The sequence below is a fragment of the Terriglobales bacterium genome (genome assembly GCA_035561515.1).
Lineage (GTDB): Bacteria > Acidobacteriota > Terriglobia > Terriglobales > Acidobacteriaceae > DATMXP01.
Genome location: DATMXP010000031.1, coordinates 58,523 through 80,436 on the forward strand (window position 1 = coordinate 58,523; position 21,914 = coordinate 80,436).

The following is a 21,914-nucleotide window of genomic DNA, read 5'->3' on the forward strand; positions in this document are numbered from 1 at the left end:
GCTACTCGCGCGACGAGAGAGGATCGCAATGTCAAAGAATGGAAAGACCACGATGAACGACTGGAAAACGAACTCACGCTGGGACGGGATCGAGCGTCCGTACACAACCGAAGATGTGGACCGTCTCCGCGGCACTTTAAAGATCGAATACACGCTGGCCCGGCTTGGCGCCGAGCGTCTCTGGGACATGATGCACACCGGGCCTTATGTCGCCGCCCTTGGCGCCCTCACCGGGAACCAGGCCGTGCAGATGGTCTCCGCCGGACTCCAAGCAATCTACGTAAGCGGATGGCAGGTCGCCGCCGACGCGAACCTTTCCGGCCAGACATACCCCGATCAGAGTCTCTACCCAGCCGACAGCGTTCCCTCGCTTTGCAAGCGGATCAACAACGCGCTCATTCGCGCCGATCAGATCCATCACGCCGAAGGTAAGAACGGCGTCAATTGGTTCGTGCCGCTGGTCGCCGACGCTGAGGCCGGTTTCGGTGGGTGCCTCAACGCCTTCGAGTTGATGAAAGGCATGATCGAAGCAGGCGCTGCCTGTGTTCACTTCGAAGACCAGCTCTCTTCGGCGAAGAAGTGCGGTCACCTCGGCGGAAAGGTCCTCGTGCCGACGAACGAGGCCGTACAGAAACTCATCGCTGCTCGTCTTGCAGCCGATGTCATGGGCGTACCCACGCTCATCATGGCCCGCACCGACGCCAACAGCGCACAGCTCATCACCAGCGACATCGACGAGCGCGACCGCCAATTTATCGACAGTCCCGAGCGCACCTCCGAAGGGTTCTACCGATTACGCGGCGGCCTCGAATGCGCCATCGCGCGCGGACTCGCCTACGCGCCTTATGCCGATATGATCTGGTGCGAAACCTCAGAGCCGAACCTCGAGGAAGCGCGCCGCTTCGCCGAAGCCGTCCACGCGCAGTTCCCCAGCAAGATGCTCGCCTACAACTGTTCGCCGTCGTTCAACTGGAAGAAGAAGCTCGACGATCAGACCATCGCAAAATTCCAGTCCGAGCTGGGGAAAATGGGCTACAAGTTCCAGTTTGTGACTCTCGCCGGATTCCACGCTCTCAACCTGAGCGTCTTCGAACTCGCTCGCGCCTACAAAGACAGCGGTATGGCCGCTTACTCGCGCCTCCAGGAGAAGGAGTTCGCACGCGAAGCGAGCCACGGTTATGGCGCGGTGAAGCACCAGCGTTTCGTCGGCACCGGATACTTCGACCAGGTGGCGACGGTTGTTTCCAACGGCGCGTGCTCTACCACGGCATTGCGTGGGTCGACCGAGGAGGAGCAGTTTTCCGAGGTGAAGGCCCCGTTACAGATGCCGCCGGTCAGCGAACGCGAGGGGCTTTCGATGGCAGCTGAGACGTCGCGGTCGGAGCCCGAGCGCATGGCCGGCGACTAGTATCAGTCCTCCTCTATTGGCGCGCTCCGGCGCGCCTTTTTTTTGCTCATTACCGTTTACAAACTGAGTCGACCTGACGTACTATCCCGTGCCATTCGGCCCATCCTCTCGTAATCATGTCAACCCAAACGCTGCCCAGAGTCACCGTCACGACCAGGCGTCGCTTTAGCCTGCTCGACAAGTATTTCTATTTCGGCATGTCCCTGCTGACGATTGTTGTGATCGTCTACGGGTTCAGCTTCACCGTCGAGAAGAACCTTATCCATCCCACTCCAGCCCGTCCGCTGATGCTCTATCTCCACGCGGCGGTGTTCACGGGATGGCTTGGGTTCTTCACGCTTCAATCGTTCCTCGTGCGGATTCGCAACGTCGCTATGCATCGCAGAATCGGTTGGTTCGGCCTTGCATTGGGGATCGCCGTGCTTCTGGTCGGCATATCGACGACCCTCACCATGGTCCGTTTCAATCGCGACGTCATGCACTCCACTTTCGCCGAGTCGTTCATGCTCATCCCGCTGTTCGACATGCTCTGTTTCGGCGTGACGTTCGGACTGGCCATCAAATGGCGCAGACGACCGGAATATCACCGTCGACTGATTCTGGTTGCAACCTGCGCCCTGACCGCTGCCGGTTTCGGACGTTTTCCCGAGGCGATCCTTCCGAAGGAAGTTTTCTATCTCGGTGTGGACTTCCTGATCGTCCTCGGTGTCATGCGCGATCTGCTGGTGGACCGGACTGTCCATCGGGTGTACCGCTACGTGCTTCCTCTGTTCATGGTCGGTCAGACGATTGTCATCATCATCGTTGCCAAAGGCATGCCTTTCTGGCGCGCGATTGCTCATTCCTTGACAACCTGAAGTAGCCGTAAAGTGATTGTCCGCGGGAGCGGGTCCCCTTTATGCTTCCTGCAACTTGCGAGTCGCCATCATCAATGGACCCCGTGCAGCGGACGAGCGCACCCGCCCGTTCCGGCAGGCCATCGACGCCGAATGGACTGACGAAATCGGTCCGGGCCTCGATGCCATTCTCGTCTTTGGTGGCGACGGTACAGTGCATCGACACTTGAGCCGCCTCGCGGGAGCGATGTCTCCGGTTCTCGTCGTCCCGACCGGCAGCGGCAACGACTTCGCATCATCGCTGGGCATCCACAATCCCGGAGACTCGCTTCGCCTCTGGAAAAGGTTCATCGCCGGACAGGGAAGAGTCCACTGGATTGACCTCGGCTACGCCAACAGTGACGGCGACGAGCAGACCCACATCTTCTGCAACGTTGCCAACTTCGGACTCGATTCCGAAATCAATCGCCGAGCGAATGAGCTATCGCCGTTCTGGCGTGCCAACGGCGGATATGTACTATCGCTCTTCCCGGCCTTGCTGCGATACAGGGCACCAGTCATTAAGCTCATCGCCGACGGCCATCTCATTGAGCGTCCGATACTGCTGGCCGTGGCCGCGAATGGCACCCGTTACGGACGCGGTCTGAAAATTGCACCGCATGCCAATATGGAAGACGGCTTCCTCGATCTCTGCTTTGTCCGCGATACGTCGAAGGTCAAAGTAGCCGCGCTTTTCCCATTGGTCTACATCGGAAAGCATCTCAGCCTGAAGGAAGTCGAATACCTGCGCTTCCGGCATCTCCGCATCGAGTGTGAACATGCCCTCGACATTTACGCCGATGGCGAATTCCTCTGCCGTACTCCCGCCGAGATCCGCGCCGTACCGAATGCGCTCCCGGTAATCGCGCCATAGGTTTCCACAGCGGAATCTTCTAAACTCAATGTTTCCTTCCTTATGCCGGCCTATTGCGACGTCGCGCTGCCCGTGCCGCTCGACGCGGTGTTTACCTACCGCGTGGGTGACCACATCCCCGTGGTCGGCGGACGCGTTCTCGTGCCATTCCGGCAGAAGCGCCTTGCTGGCATCGTCGTCGAATTGCACGACCGCGAGCAGGCCATTGAGATCAAGCCCATCATTCAGGTCCTCGACCAACGGCCGGTGCTCGAACCCATCCTGCTCGATCTCGGCAAGTGGATCGCCTCGTATTACATCGCGCCACTCGGGGAAGTGCTGCGCACCATGGTGCCACTTGCGGCAGAAGTACGCTTCGCGCGCATCTACCGGATTACCGATCTCGGACTCACGGCCCTGCACGAATCGGCGACCGTCGGTTCTTCGCGACGCTCGCGTGTCACCCCCGAAGAGCAGATGGAGGAGTACGCCGTTCTCGACTACCTCTCGCAGCGCGAGGAACTGCGCGAACAAACACTGCGTAGCGCCGTGAAGTGCAGCCGCCGAACGCTGGACCGCCTGGTTGCTAAAAAGTGGATTCGGCGCGAAGACGTTTCCGCTGCACGCGATGCCAGTCGCACCGTATCCGTTGCGGTGCTGCACAAACCTGCTACAAGCGCTCAAGGCAAGCAGCGAAAGCTCAACAGCAATCAGCAGCAGGTCCTTGAAGCGCTAGCCGCCAACGAAGGACGTCTCGCCGTCGAGCATCTGCGATCGCTTGGCATTCCGCGTTCCACGATTGAATCGCTCAAATCACGCGGGCTCATCCAGATCGTCGAAGAGCAGGCAGACTTTCACGTTTCAGGCCTCAAGCCCAAGCCGTACGTACATCATGCGAGCTTCACTCCCATGCAGTCGGAAGCCTTCGACAAGATCCGCACTGCCGCGAACGCCAAGAAGTTTTCGGTCAGCTTGCTGCATGGTGTAACCGGTTCAGGAAAAACCGCCGTCTATCTCGCTGCCATGCGCGAGGTACTCGACGCCGGGCGCGCCGCCATCATGCTCGTCCCGGAAATCGGGCTCACTCCGGCAGCCGCCGCGCAACTCCACGACACTTTTGGTGACGAAGTCGCCATCCTTCACTCCGGACTTACCGACGACGAGCGTGCCGAACAGTGGCATCGCATCCGCCGGGGAGAAGCTCGAATCGTCGTCGGAACACGCTCGGCGGTCTTTGCGCCCGTGAACGACCTGGCTTTGATCGTTGTCGACGAAGAACACGACAACTCTTACAAGCAGGAAGAGACGCCACGCTATCACGCGCGCGATGTGGCCATCATGCGCGCCAAAATGTCAAACACCGCCGTTGTACTCGGCTCGGCCACGCCGTCGCTTGAGTCGTACCACAACACCGCGTCGAAGTACCGGCTCATCGCCATGCCACAACGGGTCGAGGAACGTCCGCTGCCGGAAGTAGAACTCGTGGACATGCGCGATGAATTCAAGGAAACCGGATCCGAGCAACTCATCTCGCGTCGCCTGACGGAGGAAATCAGTCAACGTCTTGAGCGCAATGAGCAAGTCATGGTGCTGCTCAATCGTCGCGGGTACTCACCCATCGTGCTCTGCCGCACCTGCGGCAACACCGTTCAGTGCAAGAACTGCGACATCCCCATGACGCACCACAAGTCATCGCGGCGCATCGAGTGCCACTACTGCGGATACATGGAGCGCGTGCCGGAGAAATGCCCGAAGTGCGGCAGCGAATATGTGTATTTCCTCGGCGCGGGTTCGGAAAAACTCGAAGACCATCTTCACGGCTTGTTTCCGCGCGCGCGCATCGCGCGTCTCGATCGAGACACCATCCGCGGACGCCATGACTTCGAACGTGTGCTCTCGGCCATGCACGCCGGGGAAGTTGACCTGATCGTGGGCACGCAGATGATCGCTAAGGGCCACGATTTTCCGGGTGTCACATTGGTGGGCGTGGTCGGCGCCGACACGGCGCTTAAGTTCCCTGACTTCCGTGCGGCGGAACGAACTTTCCAGTTGCTGACTCAGGTTGCCGGACGTGCTGGCCGTGGCAACACACCCGGTCGCGTCGTTCTGCAAACCTTCTTCCCCGATCACTATGCCATCCAGTTCGCGTCGAAGCATGACTATGCCGGCTTCTATGAAAAGGAAATTAACTTCCGCCGTTGGATGAAGTATCCGCCCTTTACCGCGCTCGCTAATGTTCTCATTCGTTCCGACCAACTTGATGACGCGCTCAAGTATTCAGGCTGGATCGGCCATTGGTTTAAGGAGCACGAACCTCCAGCGGTAAAAGTAATGGGACCCGCCCCGGCGCCAATCGTGCGTTTGAAGCGCGATTTCCGCTACCACTTCATCCTGAAGTCAGAGAGCCGCGAGAAGATGAACGGCGCCATTCGCGCCATGCTCGCGTTCGCAAACGAGAAGAAGATTCCGCGCACCAACATCGTGGTCGACGTGGATGCGCAGAATTTGATCTGAAACTGAGGTGGTTTTCCCTAAAACCAGTGTGGCATCGCAAGGGCGTTTCCCGGGAAGGGATTCGGCGTGATTGTCAGGATCATCAGCGCCAGCGCGACCAGGCCTAGCATCCGCCTTCCGGGCGAGAGTGGAGGCCACGGCGATACATTCGGATGACGCATACCGGTGATTCCGAGCAGCACCGCCCAGATCAGCCATCCCGGCCACAGCAACAACCCCATCGGGATCAACGCACCGACAGTCAGGCGCGAGATATGACGATGCAATCGCGGCATCAACGAATAAATGATGTGGCCGCCATCTAGCTGCCCGCCCGGCAAAAGATTCAGCGCCGTCGCGAACATTCCCACCCACGCCGCAATCGCCGTCGGATGCAAGAGCATATGTTCAAGCGGCAGCACGCGCATGCCGTCGCCCATGATCATCCAGTGTGCAATGCGAAAGATCAGCGGGAAGTCCAGCACGATGTCGCCCTGCACGATTACCGGAGGCGCAGGTTTCGACATCATCAGCGAGAACATCAGCACGAAGCTTGCGACGATAAATCCGGCAATGGGTCCCGCAATCCCGATATCAAATAGCGCCGTCCGGGTTCGGATGGGCGACTTAATCCGGATGAATGCGCCCATCGTTCCGATCAGCGTCGGTGCCGGAATGAAAAAGGGCAACGTCGCGTACACGCCATAGCGCAGGCACATCACGTAATGCCCCATCTCGTGTGCGAGAAGGATCGTCATCAGCGTGAGCGAAAAGGGAAGTCCCAGCAGGATGCGTGCCGGATGCTCCAGGATGAACCCGATTGGGAACAGTGGAATTGTGTCATCGGCCAGCGAGAAAATCGGTAACCCGTGGAGGAAGTTAGTCTCCAGCCGTGTTCCCACCATCATCGTGGTGAAGAAGGTTGTCAGCAGCAACAGCGCGTGGAGCCAGTATTTCTGCCGCGATCGAGAGACGACCGCCACGTCATACGTTCGTGGGTCAAATTCCAAACGGGGAATGGGCGGCGTGTAGTCGGACATCGTTAAGGATGAATTTTCAGGATATCAGGCAACGGCGTAGTTGCGCCTGCCACACGCCCCCAGTGTAGAGACAGCTCCCCGCGCCGAAAGGTTAGATGCACGCCGGCTATTCGATGGTCTGCAACTCTTTGCCGGGCTTAAAACGCACGGCCTTTCCCGGAGGAATGCTGACTTCCGCGCCAGTCCTGGGATTTCGCCCGATGCCGGTCTTCCGTGGACGCACGTTGAACACACCGAATCCGCGCAACTCAATGCGGTCGCCCTGTGACAGGGCTTTCTTCATGCTCTCGAACACAGTTTCCACGGCCAGCTCGGCCTTGGTTTTCGTGATGCCGGTTTTATTTACGACCTCGTTGATGATGTCCAGCTTAATCACAAGCAACTCCCGTGGAACATAGTTCAAAGCACCGGGAAGATTTCCAGAGGATGGAGTCTCTCCCGTAAGCTGCTGATATTAAAGGGCTGAACGGCCATTGTCAACGGTGGCCTTGCGCCCGTAAGATGCTGTCACTTCCGGGTAAACAATCCGCCTAAAACAACACGGCCCGAGGCCGACCCATATTTAAAGGAGAAGAATGGCTATCAAGAGTGACCACTGGATTCGCCGTATGTCGCTGGAACACGACATGATCAACCCCTTTTCGGAAAAGCAGGTGCGGCAAGGTGTTGTTTCGTATGGCCTTTCTTCTTATGGATACGACCTCCGGGTCGCCGACGAGTTCAAGATTTTCACCAACGTGAACTCCAGCATCGTGGACCCTAAGAAGTTCGACGAGAAGTCGTTCGTTACCATCACTTCCGACGTCTGCATCGTTCCGCCAAACTCCTTCGCGCTGGCGCGGTCGGTCGAGTACTTCAAGATCCCGCGCAACGTGCTCACCTTGTGCGTTGGCAAGTCCACCTACGCCCGCTGCGGCATCATCGTGAACGTCACCCCGTTCGAGCCTGAGTGGGAAGGCTTTGTCACCCTCGAGATATCCAACACCACGCCGCTGCCTGCGAAGATTTACGCCAACGAGGGTCTCTGCCAGATCCTGTTCTTTGAGTCCGACGAAGTCTGTGAGGTCAGCTACAAGGACCGCCACGGCAAGTATCAGGCGCAGACCGGAATCGTGCTGCCCAAGGTGTAACCCGGCTTGTTAAACGGGAGTAAACTATAGCCATGCAGCGAGTACTGCCATTCGTGCTTTTGCTCGCGCTGTGCGCCGTCCCGCTTGCGGCACAACGCCGCGGAGGTGGCGGCGGACACGTCGGCATGCGTGGGCCATCTGCCAGCTTTAGAGGTCACACCGGATACTCCGGACCTCGCGGTTCCGTTCACTTCTCCGGCCGAAGCCATGGCGGTGGATACTATTCCGGGCCTCGCTATTATGGCGGCACCCGCTACTACGGTAGTCACAGATACTATGGCGGCTACCGTTACTACGGATCTCGCTATTACTATCCTCGCTCGTCCTGGGGCGTAGGCTTCTACTTCGGCTCCGGCTATTACGGTTCCTATTATCCGTACTACTACTCCTACTACCCGTATCCCTACGCTTATTACGCCACGCCTTCGTACCCGGTTGCATATCCGTCGGACTACGATACTTACCGTGACCGGCAGCAGCTTTCGGCGGATGTAAGCGATCTCCGCGATGAAGTCCGCCAGTTGCGCAACTCCAACGATCAGCTCCGCTACGAGCTTGAACGACGCAACGCGCCACAACAAGCCGAGCCACAGCAAGCTGTGCCGCATCCGCCGGAAACTCAGCCGAACCCTTCGGCGGCGAAACCCAATGCTTCCGCTCCCGAAGGTCCTCTCACCGTGCTGGTGCTTAAGAACGGACGCCGCATTGAAACCACCAGTTATGCCGTGGTGGGGTCAACGTTGTGGGTGGTAAGTGATCAGCAGACGCGAAAGTATCCGATCGAACTGCTGGACGTGGAGCAGTCGAAGAAACTCAACGCCGAGCGTGGCGTAGAGTTCACCCTGCAAGAACGGTAACTCGCTCCACTGAACTTCCGGCACGAGCCCCTCCGGTTTATCCTTACCCTCGAACGGAGCCCATCATGCTCGAACTCATTTCAGTTCGCCTCGAGTTTCCCGCTGACGCCAACATCATCGTCGGCCAAACGCACTTCATAAAGACCGTCGAAGACATCTATGAGGCCGTCGTCACCACCGTGCCTCAGGCCAAGTTCGGACTAGCCTTCAACGAAGCCTCCGGCGCATGCCTCATCCGTTCCGATGGCAACGATCAGTCGCTGAAGGAAGTCGCCATCCGCAACGCACAGGCGCTCGCCGCCGGACACGTCTTCGTCCTCGTCATCCAGAACGCATACCCCATCAACATCCTCAACCGCATCAAGGACGTCCCCGAGGTCTGCCACATCTTTTGCGCCACCGCCAATCCCGTGGAAGTGATTCTCGCGCAAAGCGAGCAGGGAAGAGGCGTGCTCGGCGTCATCGATGGAAGTTCACCGAAAGGCGTAGAGGGCGAGTCCGACATCGCGTGGCGTCACGATCTGCTGCGAAAGATCGGCTACAAACGCTAACCCGGCCAGGTAGCAACCACAACAGCCAGGGCGCTCATGCGCCCTTCTTTTTCTCCAGGCGCACGCGTTCCAGGTATTTTCCCGTTCTCGGATCCATGCGTATGAGCTCGCCCGGCGCTACGAACAGCGGCACCAGCAGTTGCACGCCATTGTCGAGAACCGCTTCCTTCCACGTGCTGTCCTGTCCCGAGTGCTGCGCAGGCGCGGTCTCGGCCACGCGGGCCTCCACGCTATCCGGCAGCGTCACCGAGATCGGTTTCTCGTCACATAGCTCAACGGGGAAGTCCGATCCTTCCTGAAGGAAATTCGCCATTTTCCCCAGCAAAGCGCGCGGAACCTCCACCTGCTCATAGCTGGCCGGATCCATGAAGATGCAGTTCTCGCCGTCCGCATAGAGGTACTCCATGGTGCGGCGCTCAATTGGAAGATCTTCCAGCTTTTCGTCAGGATGGAAGCGCCGCTCGATTTCGCGGCCGGTTACCACGTTCTGCAGTAGCGACTTCACCAGTCCACCGGCTTGTCCGGCGCCGGCTTTGAAGTCAGACTGCAACACCTTGAACACATGGCCCTCCAGGTGGAGCGCCATTCCTGCTTTGAGTCCAGAGGCAATCACCATGATCAGGACTCCTGTTCATGCGCGCAGATTGTACCGCCGGTCGCAGCCCGGCGCCATCCCCCGCAACCCCAGATGTTCTGCCCATTCTGTGGTTCTTTGCATTACCATCTCGCCATGCACGACGCGCCGCGCGGCGACCATCGCACAACGCTGTTGATCGTGATTGCCATTGCGCTCGCGCTTCTGGCATTCCACATCGCCACCAATAACCAGTACGGCTTCCATCGCGACGAACTCCAGACCGTCGACGATGCCCGGCACATGGATTGGGGATTCGTAGCGTATCCGCCTGTGACTCCGTTCTTTGGCTGGCTCTCACACCTTCTCTTCGGCGACTCTCTCCGCGGATATCGCTTCTTTCCCGCACTCGCCCAGTCATTGGTGATGATCCTGGCCGCGCTCATGGCCCGCGAACTTGGCGGCCGGCGATTGGCTCAGTTGATCGCCGCTCTCGCCGTCATGGTCGCGCCTGTTTCTCTCGCCGCGGGAGCGCTCTATCAATACGTTTCCTTCGACTTCCTCTGGTGGGTCTTGCTTGCCTATCTCGTGATCCGTTTGCGGCGCACTGAAGACGACAGGCTCTGGCTACCCATCGGTGCCGTGATCGGCCTCGGCATGATGACGAAGTACACCATGCTCTTCCTCGCGCTGGGCTTGGTGACGGGCGTCTTACTCGATGCGCGGCGCTATCTGCGAAGCAAATGGTTGTGGGCGGGAGTCGCTCTCTCGCTGGCCATCTTTCTTCCGCACGCGATATGGCAGTTCCGGCACGACTTCATCACCGCCGATTTCCTTCGCCACATCCACGAACGCGATGTCCGAATTGGTCGCACAAAGAACTTCCTTCCGGAACAGTTTCTGATCGGCGCAAATCTCTTCACGGTGCCGATCTGGTTGGCTGGCCTCTACTTCTACTTCCGTCACCCCGAAGGCCGCAGCTTCCGCATTCTCGGCTGGATGTTTATCGTGCCACTTGTTTTTTTCGTTATTGCCAAGGGCCGCGGATACTACATGGCTCCCGCTTACCCGATGCTTCTGGCCGCCGGTGCTGTCTTCCTGGAACACTGGGTCTCGAATCGCCGCCCAAAACCGTCCCGCGCAATAGTTGCGGCGACGTCCGCCATGATTGCCGTTGGGGGAGTGCTGGTCGCTCCGATTGCAATGCCGCTTGTTCCAGTGAACTCGGCGCTCTTTCAGAAGATCGACAACGACGACTTCCGCGAAGAAATCGGATGGCCCGAACTCGTACAGGAAGTTGCGCGCATCCGCGACACGCTGCCCGCCACTGAGAAGAACAACTTCGGCATCCTCGCCGGAAACTATGGCGAAGCCGGCGCCATCAACCTGCTCGGCAGTCAGTACGGGCTTCCCCGCGCTATCAGTGGCACCAATTCTTTCTGGCTGCGAAGCTATCCCCAAAACGAACCCCAGACGCTCATTGTCCTGGGATTCTCGCGGCGCGGACTGGAAGAAGTTTTTCAGCAATGTGAGCTCGCCGGGAAAATCACAAACTCCTATGGTGTGAAGAACGAAGAGAGCGAAGATCATCCCGAGATCTACGTCTGTCGCACTCTCCGCCAGCCTTGGCCCGAGTTCTGGAAGACGTTCCGTCGCTTCGGATGAGGGCTCTTTTCGGCCCAGCACAGCAACAACTCGTCCCACTCAAAAACTCAATCGCGTGAAAAACCGCGCTGGCCGCTTACTTTCGTGTGCCCTGGCGTGTCGACATCACCTGTCCGAGTGACTCGTATCACCGGAACTCTCTTCTTCAGCAATTACAAAGAAGATGCTGCTGCTTTCCGCCTACCACGAGTAGTGTGCCTTAGTGAACCTCGCCGAAACGGGGCCGCAGACATTCGCGAACCAGCGAACTACTGAAGGGACGAACCCATGCGTCAATCTGTTTTAAAGCTCATCGCATTCGCCTTCTTATTGGCGATGCCATTCCTGATGAGCGCTCAGGATGTCGCGTCGGTGACGGGCGTTGTCACGGACACGACAGGCGCGGTTGTTGAGGGTGTCAGCGTGACGCTCTTGAATACGCGCACCAACACCAAGTACGAATCCACCACTAACGAAACCGGCCTCTACCTCATCCCCAAGGTTCAACCAGGCCCCGGTTACAAGATCACTTTCCAGAGAAACGGATTTGAAACCGTCGTCATCAATGATCTGTACCTCATCGTCGCCAGCACGCGCACGCTGAATACGCAGATGAAGGTCGGCGCGGTATCGGAAACCGTGGAAGTCTCTGCCGCGGCCGAAGGCGTCGCTCTGAATACCACCGACGCAACCGTCGGCAGCAACTTCAACATGAATGCTGTGGCCCAGTTGCCCGTGCAGATTCGTGATAGTCCTGCCGCACTCCTGCAATTGCAGCCCGGAGTTGTGAACGCGACCGGCGGATCCGATGGTCTGAGCTCGCGCGCCGGATCGGTAACTGGCGCCCGCGGTGACCAGAACAACGTCACCCTCGACGGCCTCGACGTCAACGATTTCGCGACTGGTCAGGCTTTCTCGACGGTGTCCAACGCTCCTGTGGAATCCATCCAGGAGTTCCGCGGCGAAACAGCCGGTTCGCTTTCGGCCAGCGGTCGTGGCAGCGGCGGCCAGGTGTCACTGCTCACCAAGAGCGGCACCAACGTGTTCCATGGCTCTTTGTTCGAATATCACCGCAATACGCTCTTCGCGGCCAATAACTGGTTCAACAATCTGGCCGGAGTCCAGCGCCCCAAGCTGATCCGCAACCAGTTCGGTGGCACAATCGGCGGTCCCGTCGTGAAGGACAAGTTGTTCTTCTTCTTCAATTACAACGGACGCCGTGATGCACGTTCAGCCAGCGTCACCACCACCGTACCGCTCGACTCGTTCCGTGCCGGAACCATCCACTACATCAAGAACACGGCCGGATGCACAGCCTCGAGCCGTCTGAACACCAATCCCGAATGCATTGGCACTCTGTCACCGGCACAGGTTGCCGCGTTGGATCCACAAGGCGTCGGTGCAAACACCGCCTTGATGCAGTTCCTCAACAGCCGTTACCCGCAAGCGAATGACCTGACCGGCGGCGACGGCCTCAATACCGGCGGATACCGCTTCAACAGCCCGGTCAATCGCACTGCGAACGACTACGTCACCAAGATTGATTACAACCTGAACAACAGCATGAAGTTGTCGGGCCGTTTCAGCATCCTGCGTGACCGTTACGGCGACAGCGTGAACTACGCCGCGCCCGTCCGTTTCCCGGGCGATCCGATGACGAAAACCATCGAGAACACCAGCTATTCCTTCGTCATCAATCACAACTGGACGATCAGTCCGACCATGGTGAACCAGTTCACCTATGGCAAGACTGTCTCGCAACTCGCGTTCCCGACCAACTGGAATCCGAATGGCACCAACTATTGGCAGGTTGGCGGCTCACTGTTGACGAACCCCTACTACAACCAGAGCAATCAACAGCGCAAGAACCCGATCCCCGTGTTCCGCGATGATTTCAGCTGGCAGAAGGGCAATCACAACATTCAGTTCGGCGGTACCTTCAAGCCCATTCTGACCACTTCTACGCTGGTCAATGACAACAACTTCCCGCTCATGGGTTTGGGCGGCAATCTCACTTCTCTGTTGCCTTCTCTCAGGCCAGAAGATGCCCTCGAAGATGCAAACGAAATCGCCACTACGAAGTACGATGCGGCGTTCGCCTTCCTTCTTGGACACATGGCTTCGGTCGGAAGCAACTACAACTACAACAGCAGCCTGAGTCCTCTTCCTCAAGGTTCCGGTGCAACTCGTCAATATCGTTATTACGAGACGGAACTCTATGGCCAGGACACCTGGAAGGTGAACTCAGCGCTAACCCTCACCTTCGGTCTGCGCTATCAGCACTACTCCGTGCCTTACGAAGTGAACGGTATTCAAGCCATCCAGAACGTCGGCTTCGATGAACTCGTGTTTGGACGCGCCGCCAACGGTCTGGCGGGACGCTCCGGATACGGTGTTGAGCCGATCACCTCTTACGACCTCGGCGGCAAGGCCAACAATGCTCGCGATCTGTACAACGGAAACTTCAAGGACTTCGCTCCCCGGTTCTCGTTCGCTTACAGCCCGAGCCCCAGCACCAGCTGGCTCAACCGTGTGTTCGGCGACCGGAAGACCGTTCTTCGCGGCGGCGCCGGCCTCATGTACGACCACACCGTTACCAACGCGTTGAACTTCATCCAGGACCAGAACTCCTACATGTTCCAGGCTGCGAGTTCGGTTCAGTACGAAGGCGACGCAACGCTGGCACTGTTGAACGACCCGCGTTTCACCAACATCAACACCATTCCCACTCCGGGTGCGGCACCTACGATTGACCGTCCGTTTGCTCCATTCGTGGATGCCGACGGCATCCCGTTCGGAAATGCAGCCGGTGAATTCAACTATGCGATCGACTCGAACTTGAAAACTCCGTACTCGATCGTCTTGAACTTCGGGTTCCAACGCGAACTCCCGGGACACTTCGTTCTCGAGAGCACGTACGTTGGACGCCTCGGCCGCCGCTTGATCGCACAGGCCGATGCAGCCCAGTTGGTTGACTTCAAGGACCCGGTGTCCGGCCAGATGTTGTCGGAAGCCTTTGCAGCACTTACCGGGGAACTCCGTGCAGGCAAGAACTATCGTACGGTCACCAGACAGCCTTTCTTTGAGAATCAGGTTGGACCTTACGGCGTTCTCAGCTCCGGCACGCAGGTCATCGCGGGCTATCAGAGATCGCTTACAACCCGCGGCGACGTTGCCGACGTGGTGCAGTGGCTCAATGCCGTGGGAATCATCGATCCGAATGTCGGCGTGCCGGCGCAGTTCGCGGGCAACACCTACATCACCAACAAGGGCAACTCCAACTATCACGGCCTGTTGACCTCGTTGCACAAGAACATGTCGAACGGTTTGCAGTTCGACCTGAACTACACCTTCTCTCACTCCATCGATAACGCCTCTGGTATCGCCAACAGCATCTCGGCGAGCAGCGGTATGGGCTTTATCTGCGATGCTCTGAATCTCCGCACCTGCCGCGGGAATTCGGACTTCGACATCACCCACATCGTCAACGGAAACTTCATCTACGAACTTCCTTTTGGCAAAGGTAAGAGCTACGGCAGTTCGGTTTCCAAGGGCTGGAATCAGCTCATTGGAGGATGGACGATTTCCGGTATCCCGACGTGGCGCAGCGGAATTGCATGGTCCACCATCACTGGTGCGTACTTGATGGGTTACGCCAACAACGCCCCTGCTATTTGGAACGGCGACACCACGGCGAGTCGGGTACGGGTTCATACGACTTCGCAGGGAATCGTGAACCTCTTTGCGTTCCCGGCGGAAGCCTACAGCGCCTTCACCTCCCCCATCGGGTTCCAGATCGGCAGCCGCAATAACCTTCGCGGACCGTCGTTCTTTAACCTCGACCTGGGAGTTGCGAAGACCTTCCCGATCAACGAACGGTTTGGTCTGAACTTCCGTGCTGACGCGTTCAACGCGCTCAACCACGCGAGCTTCGGACTACCGGGCGGCGGCAGCAACGGCGCCGGCGCCAATCTCAGTTCGGGCGCCCAGCAGTTCGGTCGCATCACTTCAACCTCCAGCACCGCCAGGGAAATGCAGTTCGCCCTCCGCCTGGAGTTCTAACGCTTAACCCCGTAGTAAACAGCTGGGGCTGATCTCGTAAGAGGTCAGCCCCGTTGTTCATTTAGATTGTGAGTCGAGATTATCTCGGGCAGTCGCGGTGCTGGATCTTCACATCGTACCCGGCTTTCTTCAGGTGTTTCCCAATCTCCTCGGCCATCATTACCGACCGGTGTTGTCCGCCGGTACATCCGAACGCAATCGTCAGGTAGCTCTTGCCCTCGTGGATGTAATGCGGCAGCAGGTACACCAGCAGTTCATTGATGCGCTTCAGGAATTCCTTCGTCTGCGGAAATTTCCGTACGTAGTTCGCAACCCTGGCGTCTTTGCCCGTCAGCGGCCTGAATTCCGGCACGAAGTGCGGATTCGGCAGGAACCGCACATCGAACACCAGGTCCGCATCTTCCGGCACGCCATTTCGAAACCCAAAGCTCACTGTCGAAACCAGAATGTGCCGGCTGGGCTCTTCCCGCCTAAATCGCTCATTGATATGCGCGCGCAGTTCATGGACATTGAACTTCGTCGTGTCGATGATGTCGTCCGCCAGCGCCGAGATCGGCTGTAGCCTTTTCCGCTCCGCCGCGATCGACGACTTCACCGGCTCCGATTTCCCCAGCGGATGTGGCCGCCTTGTCTCGCTGAAACGCCTGAGCAACGTCTCATCCGTCGCTTCCAGGAACAGCACCTTGGTTGGCAGCCTCTTCTTTACCGCCTTGAGGATGGTCGGCAGTTTCTCGAGCTTGGTGCCCTCGCGCACGTCCACCACCAGCGCGGCCCGCCGTGTCTCCTGCGACTGCTGTACCAAGTCGGCGAAACTCGGGATCAACTCAACCGGAAGATTGTCCACGCAGTAATAGCCAAGGTCTTCGAAAACCTTCAGCACCGACCCCTTGCCCGAGCCGCTCATCCCGGTGATCACCACCAGCTCGGCTCCCGGCAGCGACTTTCGCACTCGGATGGGTTTCCGGCCAAGGTCGACTTTGGCGAACTTCTTACTTCTCTTTGAGGCGGGCATTTGAGGTCATCGTAAATCAGCTACGTTCCTGTGGGAAGTTGCGCGGCAGGCACTTACGTCCACTCACCGCGGCGCCCGGATCTCGCACGCAATGAAAAAGGGCACAGCCGAAGCCGCGCCCCTCCTGCAAATTAGTTTTCTCAAGGCAGCCTGTCGAAGTAGCACGGCAATGTCGGCTGCTCCGGTGGACTCGTCGAGGTCAGGTTCGGACCCGCCCAATCGAAGTATTCATCCATGTCCGGCTGCGCCTTATCTCGCTCCATCAGGTTCGGCAAATCGAATCGCTTCTCGACAAACTTCAGGAGCGCCGTGAAATCCGCGTTCGTGTGCGACACGTACCCCGGCTTCGCAAACGGCGAGAAGATGAACAGTGGAACCCGGAACCCTGTCACATCAAAGTCGCCCGGAAAATCCGTCGGGAGCAGATACGGTTTCTTTCCATCCGGACTCACCGTCTTCACGGGAGGCACATGGTCATACAGTCCGCCGCCTTCGTCATACGTCAGGAAGAAGACCGAATCCTTCCACGATGGACTATTCATCAGAGCCTTTACCAGCGTGCGGACATACATCGCGCCCTTATCCACGGGATTCAGCGGGTGCTCGTCCGTGCCTGTCTCGATGTAGCCCGACTCGATGAGCGCCACCTGCGGCAAGGTCCCCGCTTGCGCGTCAATCGCGAACTGCTTCGCATCCACGAACTTGTCCTTGTGCTGGCTCGTGAAGTCGGCGAAGAAGTTCATGTAGGTGCTGCCCGTCGAGCCAGGCTGCCAGCCGTCAGTCACATAGACTTTCCAGGTGATCTTGTTCTCTTCCAGCAACTGGAAGATATTCTTCACCCCGGTCATGTCGATTGGTGGATGTTGACCATCTCCCGGGAAGGCGTATCCGTTGGAAGTTGCCGCCAGGAAGTACATGCGGTTCGGCTGCGTGCGTGTGAGGGCAGCGCTGAACCACCGGTCCGAGGTCGCGAACTGCGTCGCCGCCCAATAGTAGAAGGGAAGTTGATCGGCGTCGTAATAACCCATGGCGCGATGGCCGGATACGTCGAAGCCACCATGCGTTGGGTCGTGTTCTGCGAATCCTCCCGCCGTGTACGCGAACCCGTTCATGGGTGGCGGGACCGCCGGGTTCGTCGGATTGTGCACGTCGATGTCCAGCTTCGATTCCACCCAGGAAGAACTCATGTCACCCGTGCAGGCAGAGTTCATTTTGAACAGGCCGATGTCGGGAGTTCCATCCCAAGTCGGCAGTGCGACCGCACCGAGCTTCGTCAAATCATCCACGTCTCTCGGAAGGCCACGCGCGGCGCGGTAATCGTTCAACCTGCCAAGATAGTGATCGAAACTCCGGTTCTCTTGCATCATCAGGATGATGTGGTTGATCTTAGTTTTCGCGCTGTCGCGGGGAGGAGTACTGCCCTCTCCCCGGATGCCGGCGCACCCGGTTAGCATCACGGCAAGCGCCATCGCAAAAACGGAAATACACAGCTTCATTCGTCTATTAATGCAGTGCTTCATAAACAATAGGGATAGCCTCCCACACCCGTCTCAGGCGCATAGGATGCGGTCTACGTGAGTGGCTGTTGGCCGGGAACCCTGAACAAATCACCCTAGTTCCACCCCGGCACGCCGTACCATGGCCTTATTTGCCCCTGCGAGGCCTCGTCCATATCTCACCCCGCCATGTGACCCGTATCACAACCACGATGGTCGTTACTGGGCGAGAATCTTTCCATACCCGAGCGGAGTTTTAGTGGGAGGAATCATTCATGGCTGATCAGAAAAATACGCAATCGAATTGGACCGGAAGCCAGGCATATGTACTGGCCATCATCTGCCTGGTCGCCGGCATCGCGATCGGCTATCTCGTGCGCGGCTCGGCATCGCCCGCCGTCGCCCATGACCACGGCACCGAAGCCTCTTCCGGCATGCCCACTGGCGTGAATCCCGGCATGGAAGGCATGCAGCAGCCCAGCCCCGAGCAAATGCGCCGCATGGCCGAAAAGCAGGCGGAACCCCTGCTGGCTCAGTTGAAGTCGAACCCCAACGACGCCAAGCTCCTCTACAACATCGGCAACATTTATTACGACACCCAGCAGTACCCCGAAGCCATCAAGTACTACGAGCAGTCGCTCAAAATCGACCCCAAATCAAGCGACGTCCGCACCGACATGGCGACCGCTTACTTCTATTCCGATCAACCCGACCGCGCCCTGGCCGAGATCGAAACGGTTCTGAAGTCCGATCCCAAGCACGCCAACGCTCTCTTCAACAAGGGAATGTACCTGTGGAGAGGCAAGATGGACATCAACGGTGCCGTGGCGGCCTGGAAGGAATTGCTGAAGACCAACCCGAACTACGCGCATCGCGACGAAGTCCAGAATTTCATCGCTCAAGCCGAAAAGCACGCCAACATCAAACCCGGCCAGAAGACCAACAAGCCGGCCATGAACTGAACGACTCATACTTAACTACTCTTCATTGCGAACGACCAGCGAGCACGGCTTCGGCCGTGCTCATCCTGTTTAGGGCCTCCGCCTGATAACATCTTGATGTGTTTATCGATGAGGCAAAAATCCGGATAAAGGCCGGCAACGGTGGCAACGGCTGTATTGCTTTCCGCCGCGAAAAGTTCGTGCCCCGTGGAGGGCCCTCCGGCGGAGACGGCGGCCGTGGTGGCGACGTCATCATGGAATCCAGCGAGCGCCACAATACGCTCGTCCACTTCCGCTTCAACCCCGAGTACAAAGCCGAGCGCGGACGCCACGGCGAAGGTTCGCAGCGTACTGGCCGTGAAGGCGAAGACGTCCTGCTTAAAGTCCCCGTCGGAACCATCGTCTATGACGACGTCACCGGCGAAGTTGTTCACGATTTTTCCGGCCCTGACGAGCGTGTCGTCGTCGCCCGCGGCGGCCGTGGCGGCCGGGGCAACGCCCAGTTCAAGACCAGCACCAACCAGGCTCCGCGTCACGCCGAACCCGGCCGCGAAGGGGAAGAGCGTGTCCTCCGTCTCGAACTCAAACTTCTCGCCGATGTCGGACTCGTCGGCTATCCCAACGTGGGCAAATCCACTTTAATTTCCCGTATCTCGGCAGCCCGCCCGAAGATCGCCGATTACCCATTCACCACGCTGGAGCCGAACCTCGGCGTCGTGGCCGTCGGCGAAGTCAACGACCAAATCAGCTTCGTGGTCGCCGACATTCCCGGTCTCATCGAAGGCGCCTCCGAAGGTGCAGGCCTCGGCACGCAGTTCCTTCGTCACATCGAGCGCACGCAGATGCTTGTGCACCTCGTCGACGTCTCCGACGCCAGTGGCCGTCCCGACCCGGTCCAGGACTTCGAAGTCATCATGAACGAACTCGAAAGCTTCGGCGCCGGACTCGAGCAGAAGCCGATCATCGTCGTGGCTTCCAAGGCCGATGTCGCCAATCCGGAGAAACTTCAAAAACTCCAGAAATACGCAAAAAAACGCCGCCTCGCGCTGTTCCCCATCTCATCCGTCACCGGCGAGGGAATCAAGGAACTCATGTGGGCTATGGCCCACCGCGTCCGTGACCTCCGCGAGGGCCGACCGATGGAAGTTGTCCTCGAAGAGGAGAAGTCAGCCCCCAAGCCGCGTCTAAAAAAGAAGACCGCAGCGAAAAAGACTGCCGCCAAGAAGAAAAAAACGGCCGCGAAGAGGCCGGCCAAGCGGACGTCGTGAAGACAAATCACCGCACAACCGAGTGAGCGGTACCTGATGTATGAAGGACTCGCAAGCGGAAAGATCAACGAGCGCAAATTCGCAAATTGGCTGCAACGAAAGACTGCGCCGATCAAAAAAGCCCCTCGCACGCACTGACTCGATCACTCCAACTCGCACTAGAGACTAAGTAAACCAGGCGAGCATCCACCTCTTCACTGCAAATCTGTGCTAATCTTCTCGCCCTCATCCTTGGGTGCTCCGGCTAAATAGGTATTTCTTTTAGGAGGTGTGGGAGGATGAGAATTCGCTTCGTAGTTTTCTTGTTGATCGCCTTCGCGGTCATCGCAACTGCTTATCCACTGATCGCCGCGGACGGGCAATCCAGCAAAGCGCAGGTCGACCAGGCCCTCAAGGCTGCTCCCAAGTCGATCACTGAGCATGCCACGATTGCGACTGCCGACGGAAAAGTCTTGCGTCAGGGATCCAACGGTTGGACTTGTTTGCCCGACATGGGCCCAGGCTCCAGCCATCCGGGTTGCTTCGATGAAGTCTGGATGCAGTTCATGCACGCGATGATGAACAAGTCGGAATTCAAAAGTGACCGAGTCGGAATCTCGTACATGCTGGCCGGCGACGATAATGTGAACAATGCTGATCCTTTCGACAAGAAACAGGATCCCGGCGAGGTTTGGGTCGCCGAAGGCCCACATCTGATGATTGCCGTTCCTGATCCGAAAATGCTGGAAGGCATCTCCGACGATCCGAAGAACGGTGGTCCATACGTTATGTGGAAGGGCACTCCCTACGCGCACATTATGGTGCCGGTAGCCTCGCACCCGTCGAAATAGCCAGATCCAGGGGATGCGGCGTGCGCATCCCCTTTCAAACTCAAAGTGTGCCTGCCTGCTTACCTTCTCGCTTCATCTATACTTTTGTCTTGCAACACCAAAACGAAAAACGGAAACTGGAGCCGAACTGGGCTGAATGAACGTCGGACTGTTCGGCGGCACTTTCGATCCCATCCATCGCGGACACCTCGCGGTTGCCCGCGCCGCCCGAGAGCGCTTCCAACTCGGACGCATCCTCTTTGTCCCAGCCGGATCGCCGCCACACAAAAATAACCAGCCGATCACCTCGTTCGCTCACCGCTACGCCATGGCCGCCCTCGCGACTGCCGGCGAGAAAACTTTCGTTCCTTCTGACATCGAATCGCCAGAGCACCTGGGCGACCGGCCGTCTTACACCATTGACACCGTCCGTCGCCTCAAAAAGCAGCTGAAAAAGTCCGACCGGTTGTTCTTTCTCATTGGCATGGACGCCTTCAAAGACATCGCGAAGTGGCGGCAACCCGAGGACGTCCTTCGCGAAACCGAATTCATCGTCATGGCTCGTCCCGGATTTTCTCTGGGAGAGATCGGGGCGTCTCTGCCCGAATCGATGCGGCCCGCTCCGGCGGTCACCCGAGCCCTCAAGCAGCAGCCAGCCGCGGGTGATATCGTCTTAGCAGGGGCCACGATCCACCTGCTCCCTGATACACACGAAAAGATTTCTGCAACTCAGATCCGGGCGGCGGCCAGGACGGGGCGAAAACTGGATTCGCTCGTCGGCCCAGCCGTGGCGGACTACATCCGTAAATCCGGCATCTACAAAGATCCGGCCCGAACAACGGGCGGGAACAAAGCAACATCGCACTCGAACGTCGTCCAATTCGCTAGGCGTTAAATGGAG

Annotated in this window: 18 protein-coding genes; 13 read left to right on the top strand and 5 right to left on the bottom strand. The window is 58.2% G+C overall.

The window, feature by feature from the left end; all coding sequences use genetic code 11:
• Positions 1-28 precede the first annotated feature (28 nt).
• The 4 genes from aceA (at position 29) to priA (ending at position 5,650) form a co-directional block, all read left to right on the top strand.
• Positions 29-1,408 carry an isocitrate lyase gene (aceA, locus tag VN577_15080; GenBank protein HWR16149.1) on the top strand — a complete coding sequence of 460 codons (1,380 nt, stop codon included), beginning with the start codon at positions 29-31 and terminating at the stop codon, positions 1,406-1,408.
• A gap of 116 nt (positions 1,409-1,524) precedes the next feature.
• The gene (locus VN577_15085; protein HWR16150.1) at positions 1,525-2,265 is read left to right on the top strand and encodes a hypothetical protein; all 741 of its coding nucleotides are present in this window, start codon (positions 1,525-1,527) and stop codon (positions 2,263-2,265) included.
• 55 nt (positions 2,266-2,320) lie between these two features.
• The gene (locus VN577_15090; GenBank protein ID HWR16151.1) at positions 2,321-3,157 is read left to right on the top strand and encodes a diacylglycerol kinase family protein; all 837 of its coding nucleotides are present in this window, start codon (positions 2,321-2,323) and stop codon (positions 3,155-3,157) included.
• A 42-nt stretch (positions 3,158-3,199) separates the two neighbouring features.
• Positions 3,200-5,650 (top strand): primosomal protein N', encoded by a 2,451-nt coding sequence (priA, locus tag VN577_15095; GenBank protein ID HWR16152.1) that lies wholly within the window; start codon positions 3,200-3,202, stop codon positions 5,648-5,650.
• 17 nt (positions 5,651-5,667) lie between these two features.
• On the opposite strand, the gene VN577_15100 is transcribed toward priA, so the two are convergent.
• Complete coding sequence (locus VN577_15100; protein HWR16153.1) at positions 5,668-6,669, bottom strand: site-2 protease family protein; 1,002 nt, start codon at positions 6,667-6,669, stop codon at positions 5,668-5,670.
• A gap of 106 nt (positions 6,670-6,775) precedes the next feature.
• Positions 6,776-7,045 carry an HU family DNA-binding protein gene (locus VN577_15105; GenBank protein HWR16154.1) on the bottom strand — a complete coding sequence of 90 codons (270 nt, stop codon included), beginning with the start codon at positions 7,043-7,045 and terminating at the stop codon, positions 6,776-6,778.
• Between the two features lie 199 nt (positions 7,046-7,244).
• On the opposite strand from VN577_15105, the gene dcd reads away from it, so the two are divergent.
• The 3 genes from dcd (at position 7,245) to VN577_15120 (ending at position 9,207) form a co-directional block, all read left to right on the top strand.
• Positions 7,245-7,799, top strand: coding sequence for a dCTP deaminase (gene dcd / locus VN577_15110; GenBank protein ID HWR16155.1), 555 nt, complete (start codon positions 7,245-7,247; stop codon positions 7,797-7,799).
• Between the two features lie 32 nt (positions 7,800-7,831).
• Entirely contained in the window at positions 7,832-8,656 is an 825-nt protein-coding gene (locus VN577_15115) for a hypothetical protein (GenBank protein ID HWR16156.1), read from the top strand.
• Positions 8,657-8,721: 65 nt separating this feature from the next.
• Positions 8,722-9,207, top strand: a complete 486-nt coding sequence (locus VN577_15120; protein ID HWR16157.1) for an adenosine-specific kinase — start codon at positions 8,722-8,724, stop codon at positions 9,205-9,207.
• 34 nt (positions 9,208-9,241) lie between these two features.
• Here VN577_15120 and VN577_15125 read toward each other — a convergent pair whose 3' ends face one another.
• On the bottom strand, positions 9,242-9,823 hold the full coding sequence (locus tag VN577_15125) for an elongation factor P (protein ID HWR16158.1): 582 nt from the start codon (positions 9,821-9,823) through the stop codon (positions 9,242-9,244).
• 114 nt (positions 9,824-9,937) lie between these two features.
• On the opposite strand from VN577_15125, the gene VN577_15130 reads away from it, so the two are divergent.
• Together VN577_15130 and VN577_15135 are read left to right on the top strand one after the other, a co-directional pair.
• Positions 9,938-11,446 (top strand): glycosyltransferase family 39 protein, encoded by a 1,509-nt coding sequence (locus VN577_15130; protein HWR16159.1) that lies wholly within the window; start codon positions 9,938-9,940, stop codon positions 11,444-11,446.
• Between the two features lie 267 nt (positions 11,447-11,713).
• Positions 11,714-15,487 (top strand): TonB-dependent receptor, encoded by a 3,774-nt coding sequence (locus tag VN577_15135; GenBank protein ID HWR16160.1) that lies wholly within the window; start codon positions 11,714-11,716, stop codon positions 15,485-15,487.
• 79 nt (positions 15,488-15,566) lie between these two features.
• Here the strand turns inward: VN577_15135 and rapZ are convergent, their stop codons facing one another.
• The gene (gene rapZ / locus VN577_15140) at positions 15,567-16,499 is read right to left on the bottom strand and encodes an RNase adapter RapZ (GenBank protein ID HWR16161.1); all 933 of its coding nucleotides are present in this window, start codon (positions 16,497-16,499) and stop codon (positions 15,567-15,569) included.
• A gap of 140 nt (positions 16,500-16,639) precedes the next feature.
• Positions 16,640-17,995: an alkaline phosphatase family protein gene (locus VN577_15145; protein ID HWR16162.1), complete on the bottom strand. Its 1,356-nt coding sequence runs from the start codon at positions 17,993-17,995 to the stop codon at positions 16,640-16,642.
• 275 nt (positions 17,996-18,270) lie between these two features.
• On the opposite strand from VN577_15145, the gene VN577_15150 reads away from it, so the two are divergent.
• From VN577_15150 to nadD, 4 genes are all read left to right on the top strand, one after another.
• Entirely contained in the window at positions 18,271-18,957 is a 687-nt protein-coding gene (locus VN577_15150; protein ID HWR16163.1) for a tetratricopeptide repeat protein, read from the top strand.
• A 98-nt stretch (positions 18,958-19,055) separates the two neighbouring features.
• Positions 19,056-20,204: a GTPase ObgE gene (gene obgE, locus VN577_15155; GenBank protein ID HWR16164.1), complete on the top strand. Its 1,149-nt coding sequence runs from the start codon at positions 19,056-19,058 to the stop codon at positions 20,202-20,204.
• A gap of 278 nt (positions 20,205-20,482) precedes the next feature.
• Positions 20,483-21,034 carry a hypothetical protein gene (locus tag VN577_15160; protein ID HWR16165.1) on the top strand — a complete coding sequence of 184 codons (552 nt, stop codon included), beginning with the start codon at positions 20,483-20,485 and terminating at the stop codon, positions 21,032-21,034.
• Positions 21,035-21,170: 136 nt separating this feature from the next.
• Entirely contained in the window at positions 21,171-21,908 is a 738-nt protein-coding gene (gene nadD, locus VN577_15165) for a nicotinate-nucleotide adenylyltransferase (GenBank protein ID HWR16166.1), read from the top strand.
• The last annotated feature ends 6 nt before the right edge of the window (positions 21,909-21,914 follow it).